Origin of the sequence: Paenarthrobacter sp. NPDC090517 (assembly GCF_044769165.1) — a bacterium.
In the GTDB taxonomy this organism is placed as follows: domain Bacteria; phylum Actinomycetota; class Actinomycetes; order Actinomycetales; family Micrococcaceae; genus Arthrobacter.
Map to the genome: position 1 here is coordinate 102435 of NZ_JBIVXN010000002.1, position 21430 is coordinate 123864.

General features: G+C 63.6%; 11 protein-coding genes and 1 tRNA gene. 4 read left to right on the top strand and 8 right to left on the bottom strand.

Going from position 1 to position 21430, the window contains the following annotated elements:
• Nucleotides 1-91: 91 nt before the first annotated feature.
• Nucleotides 92-490: a 6-carboxytetrahydropterin synthase gene (locus tag ACIQTW_RS09345; protein ID WP_309075179.1), complete on the bottom strand. Its 399-nt coding sequence runs from the start codon at nt 488-490 to the stop codon at nt 92-94.
• 3 nt (nt 491-493) lie between these two features.
• Nucleotides 494-1495, bottom strand: a complete 1002-nt coding sequence (locus ACIQTW_RS09350; protein WP_402936426.1) for a zinc-binding alcohol dehydrogenase — start codon at nt 1493-1495, stop codon at nt 494-496.
• A gap of 138 nt (nt 1496-1633) precedes the next feature.
• Here ACIQTW_RS09350 and ACIQTW_RS09355 point away from each other — a divergent pair.
• Nucleotides 1634-1723, top strand: a tRNA-Ser gene (locus ACIQTW_RS09355).
• A gap of 230 nt (nt 1724-1953) precedes the next feature.
• Here ACIQTW_RS09355 and ACIQTW_RS09360 read toward each other — a convergent pair.
• The 6 genes from ACIQTW_RS09360 to ACIQTW_RS09385 all read right to left on the bottom strand — a co-directional run bounded on the left by ACIQTW_RS09360 (nt 1954) and on the right by ACIQTW_RS09385 (nt 12586).
• Nucleotides 1954-2451, bottom strand: a complete 498-nt coding sequence (locus tag ACIQTW_RS09360) for a hypothetical protein (RefSeq protein WP_402936428.1) — start codon at nt 2449-2451, stop codon at nt 1954-1956.
• 91 nt (nt 2452-2542) lie between these two features.
• Nucleotides 2543-4615 carry an alpha/beta hydrolase gene (locus tag ACIQTW_RS09365; RefSeq protein WP_402936430.1) on the bottom strand — a complete coding sequence of 691 codons (2073 nt, stop codon included), beginning with the start codon at nt 4613-4615 and terminating at the stop codon, nt 2543-2545.
• A 417-nt stretch (nt 4616-5032) separates the two neighbouring features.
• Nucleotides 5033-5938, bottom strand: coding sequence for a TM2 domain-containing protein (locus tag ACIQTW_RS09370; protein WP_402936432.1), 906 nt, complete (start codon nt 5936-5938; stop codon nt 5033-5035).
• Between the two features lie 193 nt (nt 5939-6131).
• Nucleotides 6132-6548 carry a hypothetical protein gene (locus ACIQTW_RS09375; protein ID WP_402936434.1) on the bottom strand — a complete coding sequence of 139 codons (417 nt, stop codon included), beginning with the start codon at nt 6546-6548 and terminating at the stop codon, nt 6132-6134.
• Between the two features lie 15 nt (nt 6549-6563).
• Nucleotides 6564-12143 (bottom strand): DUF6531 domain-containing protein, encoded by a 5580-nt coding sequence (locus ACIQTW_RS09380; RefSeq protein ID WP_402936436.1) that lies wholly within the window; start codon nt 12141-12143, stop codon nt 6564-6566.
• 161 nt (nt 12144-12304) lie between these two features.
• Nucleotides 12305-12586, bottom strand: a complete 282-nt coding sequence (locus ACIQTW_RS09385; protein WP_026547649.1) for a hypothetical protein — start codon at nt 12584-12586, stop codon at nt 12305-12307.
• 237 nt (nt 12587-12823) lie between these two features.
• Between ACIQTW_RS09385 and ACIQTW_RS09390 the strand changes: the two genes are divergently transcribed.
• The 3 genes from ACIQTW_RS09390 to ACIQTW_RS09400 are packed head-to-tail and all read left to right on the top strand — an operon-like array spanning nt 12824 to nt 21372.
• Entirely contained in the window at nt 12824-15685 is a 2862-nt protein-coding gene (locus tag ACIQTW_RS09390; protein WP_402936438.1) for a hypothetical protein, read from the top strand.
• The gene (locus ACIQTW_RS09395; RefSeq protein WP_402936439.1) at nt 15682-17025 is read left to right on the top strand and encodes a hypothetical protein; all 1344 of its coding nucleotides are present in this window, start codon (nt 15682-15684) and stop codon (nt 17023-17025) included. The genes ACIQTW_RS09390 and ACIQTW_RS09395 overlap by 4 nt, the downstream gene beginning before the upstream one ends.
• A gap of 57 nt (nt 17026-17082) precedes the next feature.
• Nucleotides 17083-21372 carry an FtsK/SpoIIIE domain-containing protein gene (locus ACIQTW_RS09400; RefSeq protein ID WP_402936441.1) on the top strand — a complete coding sequence of 1430 codons (4290 nt, stop codon included), beginning with the start codon at nt 17083-17085 and terminating at the stop codon, nt 21370-21372.
• Nucleotides 21373-21430 lie beyond the last annotated feature (58 nt).

Genomic DNA, 21430 nt, shown 5'->3' on the forward strand with positions numbered 1-21430 from the left:
GGGCAGTCAGGTGCTCCGCGAGCTTGGCGTTGTACTTGTTGCCCCCGGAGCCGTGCCGGACGTTCCCAGGAACCATGAAGCGGATGTGCACTTACTTGACCGGGAGCTCCAGCGAGTAGCCCGCCCAGGCATCAGGGTTCTCGCGGAGGACGACGTCGATGCCAGTGAGTGCCGGACCGTCCGCCGTGTCCTGGATTTGGGCAGCCATGGCATCTGCGATGTGCTTCGCGAGTGCCTCCGTTGTGGAGAGCTTGCCCTTGAAGGCGGGGTGTTCGTCGAGGTTCTTGTAGTTCAGGTCGGCGAGCACTTCCTCAAGGATGCCGCCGGCGGCACCGATGTCCAGGACGATCGCGTCGTCGTTGAGGTTGGGGCGGCGGAAGGTGACTTCAGCAACGAACGTGGCACCGTGGAGGCCCTGGGCCGGGCCGAACGCTTCCCGGGGAAGGCTGTGGGCGACCATGAAGTGGCGTCGGACGGTCAGGCTGAACATGAATTAATCCTCCGGGTTTGGGTAGGCGACCACATGGCAGAAACCGCCGGGCCGTTCGAACAATTGTGTGAGTGTGGTGGGCAGGTTCCGGAACAGGCATTCGCTGGTCAGGAAAGTGTCGAACAGCGGATCCCGCAGTTCGAGTGCGGCCTGTTCCAAGCGCTGGGCGTTGGTTCGTCGGTGCCGTCTGGGCAGGGCGACAGCACCCACTTGGCTGGAACGAATGTTCAGCCTGCGGGCGTGGAAGTCCTCGCCGAGTGGCAGGGTGACCTCCTTGTCGGCAAACCAGGAAAGTTCAATGACATCGGAGTCGTCGCCGGCCAGTTGGAGGCTCAACTTGAGGCCGTCGTTGGAGGCGGAGCAGTGGAAGACGATGTCGTTGTCATCCTTGGCTTCCTCAGGGAGGACGAAGTCCACGTTGATGGTTTCCGCCAGCTTTTGCTTGCCAGGGTCAGCGTCCACCAGTTGCAGGCGGCCCAGCGGATAGTTCCGCAGGAGCGTCGCCAGGACGCCACCCACCAAGCCACCACCGACGACGGCGACACGGTCGCCCAGCCTCGGTCCGGCTTCCCAAAGGGCATTGATGGCCACCTCAACGATGCCCGTGAGTACCGCCCGGCGCGCTGGTACGTCCTCCGGGATTGCAGTGAGCTGGCTGGTGGGAATCACATAGAAGTCTTGGTGCGGGTGGAGGCTGAAGACGGTCTTGCCGACCCATTCCTCCGGGCCTTCTTCCACAATGCCGACGTTCAGGTAGCCGTATTTGACGGGGCCCGGGAAGTCGCCCTCCTGGTGCGGCGCCTGCATCAGGTCAGCCACTCGCTCCGGAACGCGGCCCTCGTGGACAACACGCTCGGTGCCGCGGCTAACACCTGAGTAGAGGGTCCTGACCAGCGCTTCTCCTTCTTGCCTTGCTGGGAGGGTCTCCGGGCGCAGCTCGCCATCGCCCGTCTCCGTGACCCAATAGGCCTGGGCTTCGTGTTCTTGTTCGCGCGAGATAGTCATGGTGCTTACGAATCTATCGGTGGGGGGCTGCTGACGGAAGTTGGCGTGGATCGAACGGCGCGCCACCTGCATTTCAGGGCGGGTCCAGGGGTGCTCGTTTTGGGGAACCGGGCCCATCTCGGGTAGCCTATTTCAGTTGGTGACGTGTCCGAGCGGCCGAAGGTGCAACACTCGAAATGTTGTTTGGTGTAAAAGCCAACGTGGGTTCAAATCCCACCGTCACCGCCATTGAGAAAGGCCCTGCTTCCCTTTGATTACAAGGGAGGCGGGGCCTTTTACTTTGCCAAAATCCGGCTGGTGGGCACATTTTGGGCACCTTCGCTAGAGATGCGGCGTGATCTGGAGCGTCCGAAACCGAGTCCAAGTCGCCGTCAAACAGCTCCGCGTGATCTCACCTTCGCGAAGAACCCGCCCGGGCGCCGTCAGGCAGCAATCATCGTGGCCGGGTTCGGGCGGGGTTATTGTGGCGGGTCTTCCCGAACGACAACGCCCTCGTCCCCGGGGAGTACTTTGCCTTGTTTTCGTTCTGCTTCGTCCTCGTCATTGAGGGCAACCGCGTCGCCCAGGGAGCAGGGGGCAGTAGCACCCACTCTGTAGGAGTTATCCGCTGCATTTGTGTCGAAGCTGGCACGAAGGACGGGCCCGCCCTCTGCGAAAACGGTCGGGTGTGTTGTCGGATTTATGGTGCGTACGGTCATACCTAGAGATTCCCAATACCCGGCTACGCGTTTGGCGTCCTCAATATGGTCAGTTCCCTGGGGTGCCCAGTGGTCGTAGCCGTAGCTGGCTCCCTTCTCGCCCTTTCCGAGGGAGCACTCCTGCGCCCACGCGACGCCGTTGCGGGGCCACCAACCGGTGACATCCAGCTGTTTGGTGGTGTTGATGACGAGTTCGACCGCTCGGTCCCGCCCTTCTCTGGCACTGATTGTCGTTTCCGACGTGGCCTTGTCTGACATTGTCGTGATTGGCTCCTTCTCAGCGCATGCGGTTATTGTCATTCCCATCAGGATCACAGCCGTCGCGGCAGTGAGAATCCTTATATGCGTCTTAGCCGCTGGCATTTGACATTCCTTCCAGTAGGGCCTTTTGCAGATCCGTCGGGCCTAAGGGCACATACGGGGTGATGTCGTCCGTTTTGCCGGATATTGCCCGCACGACGTTTTGGAGCGATTCGGTGTCTCGGTCAAAGTACCCTACCTGTCCTCCGTCCTCGGACATGAGCGCGTTGTGGTCGGCGACGGGCCGTCCAGCGTCGCCTCCGGTATCGGTGCCGAAAGCGTGGGAACCGAACCCAGGTTCAATCGGATTCACGTGGTGGTCGCGGCTGCCTTCCCGGCCAGTCCAGGCCCACTGGTCCCCGCTTTCGGTTTCACCAGGGATCTTGTCACGCGCATGACCGGAGTATACGTGTCCTGCGTTGAGGTCAGCTGCGCTATGGACGTTGTCGGGCAATCCTGCTGAGCCGAGCGTGATGAAGTTATCCACCTTGATACCCGGCTGCGTCAGGGCCACCGCTGCGGTGGTCGTCCCGTAGGAGTGAGCCACAATATTGAGTTGCGGCGCGCTCTCACCACGCACTGCGGCCAAGCCATCGAGCGCCCCGGCGAGTTTCTGCCCACCCGCTACTGCTCGATTCACATCAAGAACGCCGACGTTGATGTTGTTATCCAGTGCCGGCACGGGCGGGGTTTCATACCCAATCCAAGACACCACAGCGCTTCCCTGCGGAAGCAGGTCATGCAGGTTCTGGGCAACTTTCGTCCACCCTGTCATGCCGCCCGTGGTGGTGCCCATGCCCGGAACCGCGTAAGTGACACTGCTCGCGGTGTCGAGATCACCGATCGACACCGACGCCAAGGGAGGGTCGTCCTGAGTGAGCGAGATCAGATGCCGTTTGCCATCGCCGCCGCTGGGACCTTTCAGGGCGTCTTGAATGTTGTCCAGAACGCCGAGTCGTTTCTCCAGGTTGGTGAGCGTGTTCTTCAATACGGCCGCCACCGAAGGCACCTCGCCATAGCCCACGGTCGTCTCGTCCACCATGGCCTGTATTTGGGCGATTTGGGCCTTCACATCGGTTACCGCTGCCTTGAGCGCGGTTTGGTTGGCGTGGTCCCGAGCCTTGTAGGGCATTCCTTCCAGGTTGCCAAAGACCGTAGGGAACTGTGTCAGCAAGAGGTCCTGCCGGACCGAGAACCGGGTTGTGGCATCCGGTGGCGGGTTCAGGGCCGTCCACCACGAGTGGATCTCGGTAGGGTTTATCAACTGAAGCTGTGACTTCAGCGCTGGAGAGGCCGTCAACATGGCGGCGAGGTCCTTCGCGGGCAGGGACGAGAGCGCATGCAGCAGTTCCTGGTCCCTCAACGGCGAGAGAACTGTGTGAGCCAGGTCGAGCGCACCGTGCGAGAGGGATCCCCCGCCCGCGGCGGCGAACGCATCGGCGATGTGTTCAATCCAATAAGCATCTGCCTCGTTCTCGCCCAAGAACCGCTCAAAACCGCCAGGGAACGAATTCGACCCGAGCAGAACCCAGGAACACGATGAGGTGAACGACGCCCACGCGTTGCCCAGCTGCAGAAGGTCTTGCTGCATGCTTGTATTACCTGCCCTGGACTGGGACACGAACGTCCGGAGATGGTCCGGAACAGCAGAACTTTTCCCGTTAGAAGACCCACCGCCTGAGGTGCGGTTGCGTTGCCTGGGGGAGAAAGCAGCCGAAATGGTTGGAGGCGCGACCGGCGTCTCAGAGGGTTTTGGATCAAAGAGGCCCTCTATCGCGGTGCCGACATCTCCGATGAAGTTATCGCGCCTGCTTTCACGCTCGGCCTCCCGTTCCCGCCAAACGGCCAGCCGGGATTGGCGGTCACGTTCCTCGCGCGCTTTTTGTTGTGCTTCTTCGACCTGCCCGGCAAGATCGTCAAGCACTGAGGCTAGCTTCCCGCGATCCTCAGCCTCAATGGAGGCAGCCTCTTTGAACAAGTCCGCATACCCACCAGCGAAGTCCTCCAGCGCAGTCTCGACCGCGCCACGCCGCAACACGCCTTCATCACGAAGCCGCCCATCCACTTCGCGGGCAACCCTGACCAACGACGCGGCAGCATCATCATCAAACGAAACGGCCAATGCTTCTCCCCCAAAGAAAACCCTACGAACTGCTCAGGAAGGGCTTCTTGGCCTTCCATCAAAGACAATTACGCGCCGCCGCCGGCTGAGAAAATATCCTGCGAAATCTTCTGCAACATAAACCGCCGGCGGCATCACCACCGGGGCCGGACAAGCCCGACACTATCAACACCGAACCAATAAATCCAACAAATGGGGAAATTGCCTGCCTCCAGGGAATCTCAATCATCGATACGGCCCCGAGGTAAGCGGTAACGGTGGACTCATTTGGCCTTTTGGACCTCAACGCGGAGGGAGTACCCAACCAATCAGTGGCTACGGACCCTTTCTGTTTTCACTCCGCGTCCCCGCCTCACTAAGCACGCTGACTCGTAACGCCCACAAGGGAAGCAGGGCCTCTTGCTTTGCCCTTGGCGACTAGCTGGCCGGAGGAGCGAGGGTGAAGGTAGCAGCCTTGTTCCCGATCACATTGGTGATCACGATAGTCACTGGAACATTCTTGGTGTCCCACACAATGTACCCACGGCTGGTTTCTCCGGCGGGCACCTCACTGTCCAGTGGGAACCGATTCTCGTCCGGGGTTGTGCCGGTCAGCTTCTGCCCGTTAGGGTCCGTGGCCTCGAAGTACGCGGGGTTGGATGACGTAGTACCGGTAAGGGTCTCCCATGAGAACTCAACCATGAGGAAACCACCATTCATGGGCGTGTACCATTCTTTGCCCGGATACTCGGTGACGTACTCGGACTTCAGGACAGTAACCCGGGCCGTTTGGCCATCATCCATGCGAACGGTCACGGAACCAGCATCACCCGCTGCTCCCGGCGTGATGGATCGGTTCTCCTCAGCGGACTGAGCGGCAGCGGCGTTTTCTATCCTGCTCGCCACGCCGGCTGTAAATGCTGTTGCCACGAGAATGCTCGTGACAATGCTGGTTACCCACACAATCGCCGTGATGATCCAGGCCTTCTTCTTATGCTGCGGGTACCCTTCCGGCGAACGCCCATCTTTGCTCTTTGCGTTTCCGGTCAATGTGATGATCAGGTCAACGAGTGACCAAATACCCAGTCCCCCGGCAGTCAGCAGTTTGGCGATACCAGTACCGATCTTGCCCAGATAAAAGCGGTCCACACCCAAGTTGCCAAGCAGGAGGGCCAGGAGCCATGTCGTCAGAAATGATTTTTCCGGGCCTCCCACCTGGGAAGTGTGCTGATTTTGAGTGGACGGGTATTCCCCCGGGCTTTCCCCATCGAAGCCGGTTGGCGTATCCGGTGTGGACGTAGAGTCGCCGGACTGCGCGGAATGGGGGTAACTCGGGTGGCTCATGAACAAACTTCCTGTTGGAGGGTAATGCCGGGACTGGCACCTTTTATCCATCGAACAGACTAACCCATTCATTCCGGCCGCTAGTAGTCAGGGAACGTCCGCGATTGGATCACTGGTCATAATCCAAGTAGTCGGCGGACATTTCGGATGCCCAGCAGAACGCAATGGCGGTAATGCTGCGCTCGGCGAGGCGTCAGCGCACCAACCGGTAGTCGCGAGCCGCCGGAATGCCGTTCCTAAGGTCCTTCATCACAACACGAGAGAACCAGCCAATATCAAACTCGTAATCTTTGCCAACTTCGAAAGAAGACGCAATTTCCTGCTGATTTTCAAAAGATACACCGTTGGACACGGAGATCGTTCCGCAGTTCGACGTCTCGACCAAAACGCCAGCGCTCGAGGCAGATCCCCTGGAACCCCCTGAATTCGTATTCGGCGATGCAGAAACTACCTCGCAACGGAGGCTCTCGACGGCGATCGAGTCCCAAGTGGGGATGAGCAGAACGAATAAACCAGCTATCAGAATAAAAACGCCCGTAAGTTTCCAGAACCGCTTGGATCTGCGGTTGCGGGTTTGCTGTTCTGAAGCGTCGTTACTGTTCTTCGACATCCATTTTCCTGTTCGTCACCAACCACTTGCACGACGTCCGCTCAGTGGGCCTGTTGCGCCGTTGGCAAATCCTTGAACGGCGCCGTTCATAAGGTCATTCGTAGTCGCAGTACCCGGCTGCAGCTCTGTATTGACTGCACCCACGATTCCACCACCGATCCGATTGACCACCTGCTCAGTCATGACCGAACCCCAATTGTAGGGTGCCCCGCTGTGAGAGCCTCTGGAGATTGGGCCTGTCCAATTGGGCAAGCGCGCGGCCACGTCATCGGCCCATGCAGCTCCCGCCTTTCCGACAACCCAGGATCCTCCTGCGCCCGTCAAGAATCCGGTTCCGGCCGTAGCGAAGTACCCTCCGATCGTGTGGTCTTCCTTCTCGTCAAGTGCATAAGAAACGACATTGCTACCCGAGCCGCCCACACCAGCTGACAATGTGCTGCGAACGGTCGTGCTTCCCAGCACGGTGTTTGCCCTGGTCACGAGGGACGACGTTGAGCCCATTGACGTCGCCACACGGGTTGCGTTCGCAGCACGCGCCAGAAGACCGCCGGCGGCCCCACCAAGCCCGCCTGCGACGGCGCCAATTGCGACGTCCCTCCATACTTTGTCCATGTCGACTTTTCCGGAAGAGGCCTTCTGCACGATCACTGAAGCCCCACCCGATGTCAGCGCACCCGCAGCCACTCCGATGAGTGCCATTCCAACTGGTCCCCCAACTCCGGTGAACATCAGACCCACACCCACGGCGATCGCGGCCCCGGCAGCGACGTACTCCCAGTTGTCCTTCCACCAGTCGCCTGCTGCGGCGAACGCGCCGCGGGAGGAGCCATCGAAGGCTTTCAGGTCGGCGTCGGTGAGGGGTTGGAGTCCGGTGGGGTCAGAAGTGTTGAGGGGGTTGTTTCCGGCGTAGGAGTACGGGTTGCCGTCCCAGCCCGCGCCGAGGACGGGGGCGAGGGGGTCGGTGGAGAGGAAGGCCCGGGTGGCGGGGTCGTAGGCGCGTTTGCCGAGCCATTCGAGTCCGGCGATGTCGATCCCGCCGCCAGCTGTCAGGGCAATCCCGGGCGGCAACACACCGCTGGCACCCAACCCTGAGACCACACCTGGACTGGTTGGTGTGGGGGTGGTGGGGGTGCCGAGGACGGCCCAGGGGTCGTGTTGGTCGGTGGGGCGGGCGGCCCGCCAGCCCGGCGCGGTCCAGGCTTCGCCGATGCCGGCGACCCCGCCGGGCAGGGACAGTAACTGGGTGGTGTTGATCCCGGCCAGGGTCGGGACGGGCGCGGCGGTGTCCCACCACAGCCGTGCCCCGTCCACGGTGGCGAGTTCACCGAGCGCGTCGACGTGGAGCCCGTGCCGGTGGCGTTCAACCCCGTCCCGGTCCTTTTCGATGGTGCCGGACAGGTACCCGGTGGGTCCCCAGGCGTATTCGGTCCATGACCCGTCCGCCCCGATCACCCGGACCCGCCGGCCCAGCCCGTCATAGACATACTCAGTGACTGCCCCGTCGGGTTCGGTGACGGTGAGAAGCTGCCCGGCGGCGTCGTAGCTGTAGGTGCGTGACCCGGCGGGGGTGGTTTCGCGGAGAAGCCGCCCACCGGCGTCGTACTCCCACGCTGACACCGACGCGGAAGCTCCGGCATCATTGCTACCGCTGGTCGTGCCGGTGGTGGAGGAGATCAGTTGCCCGGCGGTGTCGTACCCGTACCAGGTGGTGGCCCCGTTCCGGGTCAGGGCGGTGATCCGCCCGCCGTCCTCACGGCCGATCAGGGTCACATCAGCTGTGCCGGGGTTGTTGGTGTGGGTGCGGCTGTGCTCTACAAGGCTCCCGTCCCGGTAAACCCATTCCTGGGCGTAGTTCCCCGCTGTCGCGGTGGTGATCCGCCCGGAGGCGTCGTGGGTGAAGGCCGCATCCCCGAGCAACGGATTCGACACAGCCGTGACCCTCCCGGCGGCGTCGCGGGTGTAGCGGGTGGTGGTGCCGGTGGGGTCGGTGAAGCCGGTGCGGTTCCCGTCGGCGTCGTACTCCCACCCCAGCGTCTGGGTCCCGTTGGACTTTCGGATGAGGAGCCCGCGCCGGTCAAAGCACAGTTCGTGCTCCACCGCGTACCCGGCCCCACCCGTGTGGTCGGTGATGACGACCCTCCGGCGGGTTGACTCGCGTTCGATGGCGGCCAGGAGTGTCCCGTCCACCGACGTGGTCGCTTCCCGGCCCGGAGCGTCGTAGGTCCAGGTGGTGGTGTGCCCGTCCGGATCCGTCTGCGAGAGCTGCCGCCCTGCCGGGTCATACGTGGCCGTGGTGACCCTCCCCAGCTGGTCAGTGACCGACTCGACCTGGTCCGTGGCCGTATACGTCCTTGTAGTGACCCCACCGGCCGGGTCCGTGATCTTAGTGAGCCGGCCGCGGGCGTCGTACTCGAACCCGGTCCTGCCCCCGACCCCGTTGATCGTCCCGGTCAATTCCCCCGCCACGTTGTAGGTGAACCGGCGGGTCCCGTACCAGGAATCCTGGGAAAAGCTCAGCCGCCCGCACCGGTCATACCCATATCGGGCCGTCCCCTCCCCCGGGGTGTGCCTGGCGATCAACCGCCCGCACGCGTCGTACTGGAAGGTTTCGATTTCCCCGGTGGGCAGGATCCTCGCGGTGAGGCGCTGGTCGACGTCGTAGGACAGTTCCGTGACCGCCCCGACAGGATCAACACTGCGGAACGGTCGCCCGCAGTGGTCGTACTCGAACCGGGTCACCGCCCCCGTGGGTGAGGTGATCGAGGTGATCTTCCCGGCGATGTCGCGGCCCAGGACGGTCAACCCGCCCTCACCATCGACCAGCTCGACCGGGTTCCCGGCCGCGTCATAGGTGACCAGTTCCGCGGACCCGTCGACAGTTTCGACTTTCGTGGGCCGGCCGAACGCATCAAAACTGTAGGTGTTGGTGGTGAACGCGTTGGTCAGGGTCGCGGTCCCGTTCCCCCGGTCCGTGACGGCCACGGTCCGGACCCCGGTGGGATCAATCACGGCCGTGAGGGCACCGACCGTGTCGTACTCCCGCACCCAGTCATGCCCGCCAGGATCAGTAATCCCGATCAGCCGGGAGAGGTTGTCATGGGTGAATCCCCACCTGCCCCCGTCCGGCAACACCGCCGCAGTGACATTGCCGAGCTCGTCAAACACCCGCTCCACGACCCGGCCGAGCGGGTCCGTGGTGCGGACCAGTTCCCCGTTGGCGGCGTACTCGAACACGGTCCGGCCCCCATCAGGGGCGATCATTGCCGTGGTCCGGCCCGCGGCGTCATGCTCGAACGCCCACACCGCCCCATCCGGATCCACCCGACGCACCAGCGCACCCGCGCCGTCATAACTGAACCGGGTCTCAGCCCCCGAAGGGGTGTACGCGGCCACCGGCCTGCCGGCCTGATCACGGACAATCCTCGCGGTGTCCCCGACCGCGTTCCGGGTAGCGATGAGGTCCCCGAACCCGTCGTACTCAAAACCAATAACCACCCCGGCAGGATCCGTGACCTGGGTCAGGAGCCCGTCCCGCCATACCAGCATGGTCCGGCCACCCAACGGATCCACCACCACCGACGGGTCCCGGGACAGCTCATCGGCGTACTCGTACGTCACCACGGCCCCGGATGCGGTGACCAGGGTCGTCAGACGGTCCTGCTCATCCCACCCATACGTCAGGTCCGCGCCCTCCGGGGTCACCGTGCGGATTTTCCGGCCCCGGGCGTCGTAGCCATGGACCGTGACCGCGCCGTCACGCTCGGTCAAAGACACCAGGTTCCCATGCACGTCATAAGACATGGATTGGCGCCGGTCCTCCCCGTCCAGCACCCCCACCAGCCGGCCCTTCGAATCGGCAACCCACGAGTTCGAACGGGACCCGTCCTCATCCGAAACCACCGTGACCCGACCCGGTAGATACGCGAACCTCGTCCGCCGCCCATGCTGGGTGACCTGCAGAACCACCCGGCCGTGCTCGTCGTAGCTGTTCTCGGCCTCGACCACACCAGCGGCAGAAACCACGGAGGCGATCAGACCCTGCTCGTTCCACCGATACACCCGGTCACCGGTCTCCGTGCCGACTGTGACCAACCGGACTGTGACCAATCGGCCCGTATCGTCGTAACCGTACTGAACCCGGCGCCCATCCGACGCACGGACCACCCCGACCACGCCGTCAACGTAGTCGACCTCCACGAACCGGCCCCGCACGTGCACCAACCGGTGCACCACACCCAGCCCGCCGCCGTCGATACTCTCACCGCGGTGGACGGAAACGGTCCGTCCGGGCCCCGCCCCGGTCCCGAGCCACACCCCGGCGGTGGTGTAAGCCCACCAGCCGCCCTGGTTATCCCGCACCACCAACACCTCAGTGACGCCTTCTGGCACCGAGGACAGCTCCGCCAACCACAGTTCCGTGGCCGGGTGCCGGGTAAGCCAGTAATTCTCTCCGACCGCGCGAGCCCAACCGGTACCCTCGCGGGGGAAGTCCACCGCCCGGCCGTCAGCCATCACCCACCGGCAGCCCTCCTCCGTGAACACCAGGTGCTGATCCAACACCGATGCCCACCCCGGACCAAACACCCCAGGGGTGTCCAAGCCGGAACCCAGGGAGTTATACATCCGGGTGATCGCCAGGTCAGCGCAGGCCCCGGCGAACCCAAGATCGGTTTCGGGCTCAATGAAATTACCCGTCGCCGTGTTCACCGGATCATTGGCGTACCCGGACGAGGGCATCGCCCCGGCCGCCGTCGGCGGGTCAATGACCAGGCCCGTGCGGGTCCCCGAGACCCCCGCTGCCGCCAACGCCTCATTCACCGCAGCATCCGACAGGGTCGAGACCGCACCCTCACCACCGGCAGCAGCGAACGCGTCCGCGACCACCACCGCCCACGCCGCGTCCGCCTCATTAGCCCGCAAATACTGCCGGAACGCCGTAACCACACCCGCAGCGTCGATCCGGCCCCACCCGCACCGGTCCGCGAACGACGACAGTTCCCCCTCCAACGACCCCGGCACCGAGGCCAACCCGTCATCCAAGCCACGCGAACCCGCAGCAAAACTCCGCAACGACTCCGGACGGGCCGAAGAAACCCCGCCCCCATACCCGCCACCCGGCGCAGGAGTCTCCCGCGACCCCGACCCCGGGGCCTGGGCCGGGAACGACGGCGCACTACCCGGCTCCATATTCGGCCGGGCCTCCTCACCCCAAAGGTTGTCCCAGCCCTCCTCGAGCCAGTTCCGGTTGTTATGCCGCCTCACCCACTCGTTGTTCCGCCGCCGCCGGTCATCCTCTTCCCGCGCCTCGGAAATCATGGTCCCCACATACCCGGCCACCGTCCGCAACGCCGTCGCCAAGGACTCCGCGTCCCCTGACGCCGTTGCCGCGTTCGCCGCGAACACTTCCGAAAAATGCCCCCGGAAGTCCTGTCCAGCCCCCGAGACCAACGGCGCACGCGAACCCGAATGCTCCTCAACCCGCGACGCTGCGGACTCAAAAGCACCCTTCACCGCCTCGGCAACCCCGTACACAAACCGCCCACCATGAGCAAGATCGGAATCCGGCAACAACGGCATTTCAACGAACTCGGTCACAACCAAAGCCCCCCACAGAACAAGAACGCGAACAAAACCCAACAACCCACAAAACCCCGCACCACACAAGCACGGCACAACAACCACACAGCGCAACGGCCGGGCAACCCACCGCACTAGCGCGGCACGATCACCCGGCCCCCACACTCAAACCAAAAGAATCAGGCCCCGCCACCAGCCGAGAAAATATCCTGCGAAATCTTCTGCAACTGACCGCGCAACTGCTCCAACTCCTCCTTGGCCTTATCCAAAGCAGCCTTCGTCTCCGGCCACGTCGAACCACGGAACTCAGCAGCCAACGGACCATCCCAAACATTCGGATCCGACAACACACGACCCTGCGCATCCAACGCCGAAATCTGATCCGTAAACCCACCGGTAATAATCGACTGCACCTGACCAATAGCAGCCTTAGCTTGCTCAGTAGACAACACACGCGACATAGAACTTTCCTCCCAATAAGAACAATCGCAATACCCAAGCCAAACAAACCCAGGCAACCAAACACACCCAAAATACCAACCCCACCCGAATAAATCCAACAAACAGACAAATACCTGCCCTAAGGCGGGATCAGTCGTTGCGTCATGCGGTGCTACCCGACTCGGGGGGATTAGTCCATTCGTGTGCGCAACCTTATGATACTGAAGGCACCGTGAACGGAAAGAGGGGGACGATCCATGCCTAAGCAGGCTAGTTTTAACCATTACAGCCCGGGGCGACGCATCCCCCCGGCCCGCGCACTCGGCATCGTCCTGGTTGCCCTGGGACTGATCGCGACGACGTCCTGCACCCAGTCTCCCAAGCCGGAGCCGGTGTCCGACCCCGTCAAACTCCTGCAGAGCGTCCGCGTGGGCCTGTCCCCGGCCGCTGGAGTGCAGACGATCGAAGGCACTACCATCTCCGTGTCCGCTGCTGGCGACTCCTCGGCGGAGAACACCAGCTACGACACCGCCCAAGTAGTGGGCGAACTCCCGGTTCGCGTGAGCCTTCAATACCGTGCCGGTGAAAAGTCGGGATCCGACCTAGCCGAGCTAAAAGGCCACACCGGTCCGGTGGAGATCAACCTGACGCTGGAGAACCTCACCGTCAAACCACAGACCATCCAGTACGACGCCGCCGGCCAGGCCCGCTCTGATACCGCTCTGGTAGGCGCCCCGCTGACAATCGCCGCGTCGACCAAGCTACCCGGTATCCGGGCGGATGACGTATCACCCGGCTCAGCCGACGGCACCACAGGTACCAACGGAGTCCTGAGCAGTACCGAAGACGGAGCCACCGTAGTCCAGTGGGCCACCGTTCTGGCTCCGCCGCGTTCCGGCGCCAGCACCACGCTGCGGCTCGCCGCCGACGTGAAGGATTTCCAGGTCCCCGAATTCGACGTCGCAGTCCAGCCTGGCCTCAATACTGACCTCAGTGCCAACGGGGTTCTAACCAGCGCCTTCTCTTCCGGAACCGGTTCGGAAATGGAGCTGCAGCGCCGCACCATTTCACTGGTATCTGATGTCAACACCGTCCTGGCGAAAGCCGGATCCACCATTACCGATGTCCGCCGGAACCTGCAGGCAACCTCGCAGACTCTCGGTGCGAAGACCGCCGGTGAACTACGGGACAACTCGCAGGCCCTTGCCGCGACGATGTCGGACCTGAAGCAGCAGCTGCAAGTTCTCGGCACTGATTTGGAGTCTTCAACGACTGCCACACAGTCCACCACCATGTCGCAATTGAAACTGACGGTCTCGGCCGTGGACGCGATGCTGGGCGACACTTCCGCCACACCGCCGGTCACCCCCATCACCGGTGACGGTTGCACCGCTGAGGTGGCCAAGGCCGCACCGGCAGCCACCGTGTACTCCAGCGTTCTCACCATGGCCTCACAGCTTGACGCCTATGCGAAGGTCAGCGCGAGTTGCCGTGACACCGTTGCCGGTGCACTCAAAGCCACTATGGGACCCGAGAACCCCACCGCTGCAGAGTGCGCTGAACAGGGTTCCATGACGTGCTCCCTGTACGGTTCCGCCGTAACCGTCACCGGAGCGCTTCTGGGTCTGGTGCAAGAAGGAGACAGGCTTGTGTCCGGCCTCCAGCCCCAAGTAGTGGAAGGTGCCATCAAAGACCAGGCGACTTCCGCCGTCGCACTTGAAAAAGTGCGCACGGACCTCGGTGCCATGCTGGAAGGCTCCGGGACCTCGGAGGATTACACCAAGGCGCTCGCGGCATTGGACACAGCCATCAAGTCAGCCGCCGACACTGCGGCCGCGACCCGCCAAGCCGCCACCGCAGCGCAAAGCAGCATTGACACCCTCCGGCAGAAACTCCTCGCCATCGCTGCCAATGCCAAGGCAGCAAAGGGCGAACTCGGGCAGGGAACCTGGCTGAATGGCTCCATGATGCAGCAAAACCAGAAACTGGCCGACGAGCTCTGCAAGCTAACTGACAACGGTCTCATCCCGGTCAAGGGCAAGCTGTCCGCACAGGACGTTGAACGGCTGCGCTCCTACCTGACATCAGTGCCCTGCGAACCGACCGATGAAGACGGCAACCCGTCACCCGCGCTGAATCCGCCGCCGGGCTTCAAGGAGCCCTTGGACGTGCGGCTCGAGGGGCAGTCAGCTGCCTGGGACGAAGTGCTTGCAGCTACGGACACGACTGCCGCCGACCAGGCCATTGGCCAGGCCTTCACGGCCCTGGAGTCGACGTTCGACGACGCCGACACCAAACTTGAAGCGATCAAGACCGCCGTCAAGACGCTCGACGGCGCCGCAACAGGAAACGTCAACGGCACCAAGAAGGGACTTGAGGCGCTCGATACCGCACTCGCTGACGCGATTGACTCCTCCGGCACAGTAACGACGGCACTTGCGAAGTTGAAAGAGCAGCAGGACATGCTCGGCGAAAAGATCAAGGAATCACTCCGCGACGTTTCGGCCGAAACTGCTGCCGAAGTCTTCAAAACCGTGGACGAACAAGTGCGGCAGGTTGCCGACATCGGCGATGCCAGCTCTGAAGCTGTGACCACAGCGTTCAACCGGTCCATTTCCGGGCTGAAGTCCACCTCGGACGATGTTGTGAAGGACGCCGAAGGGACGGTCAACAAGCAGCGTGACGAGCTTCTGGGGCAGAGCGGTGATCTGACAGCCGCCCTGTCCAAGAGCACTCAGGCTTCCTTGGACAACATCGCCTCCAGCACATCAGGTTCCACCCGGGATGTCGAAGGTGCCAGCGCCCTTCTCGCCTCCAGCCTTAATAAGGTGATGCTGGACTTGGGCGACCGGGCTGTCAATGGCTCGGGCCTGCTCGGCTCGATGGCCACCAGCGCGGCAAAAGCGGACACTGCAGACTTCCAGTTGGCCCTGGCCTCCCAGAATGCTGAAGGCTACGCCAACATCCGTTCCCGGGACGTGGCTGGACTCCTGTTGCGCCAGGCCCAGTTCAAGGCCTCGCTCACTGCGGTGGATGAACTGCCGCCGTTCCAACTGGAAGTGCCGGCTGGCGCGACGTCCCAGACGCTCTACACGCTGAAGATCGGTGGTGCAGCATGAGCCCCCGCGCACGCCTTATCGTCCTGATTGCTGCGGGAGCCGCCGTCGTCATTGCTGCTGCGGCAGTCTTGGTGATGACGCTGAACCGTCCCTCGGAAGCTCCCCGGCCCGATCCTGTAGCTGCTACGGTTCCTGTTTCGCTGAAGGCTGACGGCCTGCCTGCAGACTTTTCCATCGGCGTCGTCATGACGTTCGGTCAGTCCGGCGAGCCCGGCACCGAGTACAACCGCGCAGCACAGGGCGCTGTGGTGGCGGCGCAGCGTTTCGGCCAAAGTGGCGCGAAAGTCGCGCTCCCCACCCAGAACGACCAAGGCACCGAAGACGGCGCCCGTGCCGCCGTAGGTGCCCTCGCCGGGCAGGGCGTGTCCGGCGTCGTTGTAGCAAGCACCGGACCCCAGGCCCTCGCGGCAGCGAAGGCGGCCGAGGAGCTCAACCTCCCGGTCATCCTTCCCTACGCCGAAGCTTCGGAACCGACTCAAACCACGTGGACCACGGGCCCATCGGCGGCTTCTGTCGAGGCAGCCTTAGGGACCGTACTTGCCGGCAAGAGCCGGGTGCTGCTGGTCAGCGACGGCGGCTCTGTCCCTGCCTCTGTAACTATCTCCGACACCTTGGCCTTGGATGGCTTCTCCGATGTGGCTGGCCTGGCCCAAGAAGCCGCCATCCGTACAGGCGACCAGCTCCGCCCGCCGTCCAAGGATGCGCCGGCGGACACCGAAGGCACACGGACTGCCAACCCCGCAGATGCTGTTGTGGTCTCAGCGGCGACGCCGCAGCGCCTCGCCCGCCTGGTCCAAGCCCTCCAGTCACGCGACGTGTCCGTTCCGCTGGTCCTGCCCGACGGCGCCATCACCCCCGCGTTCGCATCCTCGCTCGCGGAGCTGGACGGCACCGCTTCAGGACAACTTGTCAGCGTTGCCCCTGCGACCGGCGATGCAATCGCACTTCAGCAGGACGCCCAAGGACGGGGAATGTCTGCCTTCCTCTCAGGCATCAGACTGGCTGGAGGCAATCCGGAGATCAAGAACCTGACGGACGATACCCCCTTCTCCGCAGATGCCTGGGCCGCGGACGCACGCAGCCATGACGCCGTGGTGGCTCTGGTCCGCGCGGCCGCACTGGCTGGGAGCAAGGAACCGGCGAAGGTCGCAGCGTCGCTGCGCACCATGTCCTTCGGCCCTGGGGAAGGCCTCGCCGGGCCCACACTGGACTTCTCGCAAGCCCAAGCACTGACCGCTGATGCAATCCCTGTGTTCGCGTCCCCACAGGACCTCGGTCTTCGTCCGGCAGACGAAAACGCTCCACGGCTCGTCTGGGTACCGGCGCCTGCCAGCCCCTAACAACCCTTTCTGTCCCCATGCCTGAGGGGAACAGTTTCACTACAGGAGGAGCGCCCGGTGCGTGTGCTGATCGACCTGGACGATCGTCGTTTTGAGTGCGAGGTTGCCCATGCTGCGCCCGCCATCACGTTGTCCGACTTAGTGGAAGCCGCTGGCGGACCCCGTGTCGCCCCTGAAGAACCTGTGTTCGTCAACGAAACAGAGGTTCGTGGCGCCACACCGCTGTCCGAGCTGATACTGCTGGAAGGCAGCCGCATCTCACGCGCACCGTGGCCCGCCCCGCACCGCGTCCGTGGTTGGAGCCTCACACTGGCCGGGGGTCAGCGTACGGGTGGTGTGGTGGACGTTCCGCAAGGCCGTGACATGCTCATCGGCAGGTCACCCCACGCCGACCTCAGTCTTCCTACTGAGAGCGCGTCCTGGGATCACTTCCGCCTTCGCCGCGAAGAGGAGGGACTCCGGGTGGTGGATGGCGGTTCCACCAACGGCACCTTGGTCAACGGGGAACCTGTGGGCGAGGACGGGGTTCTCGTCACTCAAACGGCCACCATCACGGCGGGCGGCACGGTTCTCCTCCTCCGCCCGGTCCTGGACGAGACCCCCGCCCCCGCGCCCGGCAGCCTGCACAATTTGACTCCCGCAGCCACTGCTCCCTTTAACAGGCCACCCCGTCCTGGCCGTGCACCGGCCGGCGATCCATTGGTCCCGCCGAGCCGTAAGGACGTCCCGCCGGCCAATAAATTCAGTTACATCACAGTGCTGGCGCCGCTGGTCATGGCCGTTGCCATGGTGATGATCCTCCGGGACATGCGCTTCGCGATGTTCGCCATGCTCAGCCCGGTAATGGCGGTTGGCATGTGGTTCGAGCAAAAGCGCCGCCATGCCCGGGGCCTGAAGGAAGAGGCAGAGCGCTTCGACGGAGCACTCAAGGAGTTTGAGCAACAGATCCGTACGGCCGCCGAAGTTGAAACCGCCCGGCGGCACAAGATGGTCCCCGATCCCGCTACGGTTATCCGCCGTCCTGCGCTTCCGGCAACGTCACTATGGCAACGGCGTGCGGACTCGGACGACTTCCTGGCCCTGCATGCCGGCACCGGTGATGTGCCCTGGAAGCCTGAAGTTGACCGTGCGGCAGGTTCGCGCCCGGACGAAAAAGTCAAGGAAACCCTCGCCGCAGCCCGCCTCTTGGCAGCCCCCGTACTGGTTGACCTGACCGACGCCGGCGTCGTCGGCATTGTTGGCTCGCGGGAAGGCACTCTGGCGTTGGCCCGCTCACTGGTAGCCCAGGCCGCGGTGCACGTTGGTCCGGCAGATCTGACGATCGGCGTCTTCTGTGACGCCGGCCGGGCCGATGAATGGGAATGGGCCTCGTGGCTCCCCCACACACGCCAAACCGGCAGCAGCACGGGCGAACGCTGGATGTCCGCGCACCGTGAGACCAGTCTGGCCATGCTGCGCATGCTGAAGGATTCAGTGGAGGAATTACCCACCCCAGCGCTCATGGTGGTCCTCGACTCCGACGTACTGACAGAGGGCAGGGACGCCCCGGCACGGGCCTTGCTCGGCATGGGGCGTTCCGTTCCCGGTGGCCACGTCAACCCGCAGCAGCGCCCACCCCGCGTGGCGGGCATCGTCATAGCGACGTCCGAGGAGCAACTGCCGGCCTCCTGCACCACCATCATCAGAGTCGGCAAGGATGCTGCAGCCACCGTAGACCAGCCGGAGGACCTGACGCGCGTGGAGGATGTCATCCTGGCCGGCCTCGACCAGGAGGAAGCCCTCCGCTGCGCCACACGACTGGCACACTTCGATGATCCTGAGCTCAGCGTACCCGGGGCCTCCTTGCCCTCCTTGGTGCGGATGCCGGGCCTTCTTGGCTACGAGCGCCCCGATGCAGCCACCATTCGCAGAATGTGGCAGGCCCCCACCGGAGTTTCCACACCCATAGGCACCGGCGAAAACGGGCCACTCACCCTGGACCTGGTCAAAGACGGCCCGCACGGACTGGTGGGTGGTACCACCGGCTCCGGAAAGTCCGAGTTCCTGCGTTCCCTGGTAGCCGGACTCGCGGCACGCAACGATCCCACCCGGTTGAACTTCATCCTGGTGGACTTCAAGGGCGGGGCCGCCTTCAAGGCCTGCGAGCGTCTGCCGCACACTATCGGAACCATCTCCAACCTGGACGAACAACTGGCCGACCGGGCCCTGGTGGCCCTGGAAGCGGAGATGGAGCGCCGCCAGCGGATTTTCGCGGAGGCAGGCGAGGGCATCGATAACCTCAACGCCTATCTGGCCACCAACCCAGCCGAACCGATGCCGCGCCTGCTGCTGGTGGTGGATGAGTTCGCCATGCTGGCCAAGGATTTCCCGGACGTCCTCACGGCCCTCGTCAGCATCGGAGCCGTGGGCCGCACCTTGGGGGTGCACATGATCCTGGCTACGCAGCGCCCGGCCGGTGTGGTGAGCGATGACATCCTCGCCAACACCAACCTTCGGGTGGCCTTGCGCGTCCAGAGCCGCGATGACTCCAACAACGTGATCGGCGTACCCGCTGCCTCGGCCATCGGCAGGGCCCAGATGGGCCGTGCCTTTGTGAAACTCGGCCAGGACGACATCACGCCAGTCCAGACCGCGCTGGTCACCGGACAGGCACTGCTCGACGGCGGTCCCGCCGTCGATGTCCGCGACATCCGGCAGTTCGGCGTCCCGGCCCCCGCGCCTGCACTTCCGCGGTCCACTGCGGTGGACGAGAACGACCTGGACCTCCTTATCGACGCCGTTGTCCACGCCAATGCTGAGGCGGGATACGCTCCTCCGAGGCAGGTCTGGCCGGAGGCGTTGGGTGAGCGGGTGGAACTGGATGGATTCGCACGGGACACCCCTGCGCCGGGCACGTCCGCGCCGGATCATCCGGCAGTCGGAAGCGTGCAAGGGTCCACCGTCCTGGTGACCCTGCTGGACGAACCTGACTTGCAGCGCCAGTCCGCCGCTGGATGGGACCTGTCCGTGGGCAACCTGATGCTGATGGGCGTGGCGGGCTCAGGAACGAGCACCACCCTGGCGTCCATCGCGCTGACACTTGCGAAGGACGCAGATCCGGCCGACTTGGATCTCATGATTCTGGACATGGGTTCCGGTGACCTCGAGAACCTCAAACGCCTGCCGCACACCGTGGCCTATGTGGGAACCGGTGCCGGCGCCAAGGAGCAACAAGCGCGTTTCCTACGGCACTTGAACACCGAATTGGAAAGTCGCAGGGCCGCACCGGGCACACATCGCCGCATGGTGGTCCTGCTTGACGGCCTGGCGTCCCTCCGCGATGAATTCCAGGACTTCGAAGGGCAGCAACTCCTCGGTTTGCTGTACCGGGCGTATGCCGACGGGCCGGCGCTGGGGCTCTCCTTCGCCGTGACCACTACCCGCGCCAAAGCCGTTCCTTCTGTGATGAATGAAGTGACACTGCAGAAGTGGCTTTTCCGGCTCGCCGACAACTACGACTACTCATCGCTGGGCGTGCGGGCGAAGAATGTTCCAGCGGCGCTCCCCGGACGCTGCGTGGATCCGAGGACGTCCTTGCAGATGCATGTTGCAACACCGGGAATCGGCCTTGAGGCCGCTGTGGACCATGTCCGCCAAAACTGGGCAGATGCACCTGGCAAGACCACGGCAATCAGGAGCCTGCCCACCAACGTCACCATGGCGGAGTTGGGTGTGAAGCCGCAACTGGAGACCGAGCCGTGGCACATCCCTGTGGGAATCCGCGAGACTGATCTCTCACCGGCCTTCCTGGAGATTTATGAGGGTGAGCACGCCCTGATTGCCGGACCGGCCCGTTCCGGCAAATCCACCGTGCTGCTGGCTCTGGCCGAGGCTGTCCGTGGCGTAGCCACTTCCCGCGGGCCAGTCCAGGTCTGGGGCATCTGCGACCGCCGCTCCCCGTTGGCCACTGCTGATCTGGACCGGATAGCCGTAGGCACGGACGAGGTGCCTGCGTTGCTGGCCTCACTGCGGATAGAGCGAGGCCCGGTGTTCCTGCTGATCGACGACGCCGAACGCTTCGAGGATACCGATCAGTCCATCGCAGGGATCGTGGCCTCCGGACCACCTGGCCTCTGCATCATCGCGACCGGTCGATCGGCCGATCTTCGTGGGCTCTACAGCCACTGGACCAAATCCATCCGAAAATCCCGCCTGGGCGTGGTTCTCCAGCCCGACGTCAACTACGACGGCGAACTGCTCGGTGCCGCCCTTCCGCGGAAAGCACCCGTGGCGTTGACCGCTGGACGCGGATACTTGGGTGTGGGCGGGCAGATGTCGCTGATCCAGTCCATAAGCCCCGGGAGCTAAGCCGGCGTTGGACGCGTCATAGGGGCCTGCGGGACGGCCCGGGAATCAGATCGATAGC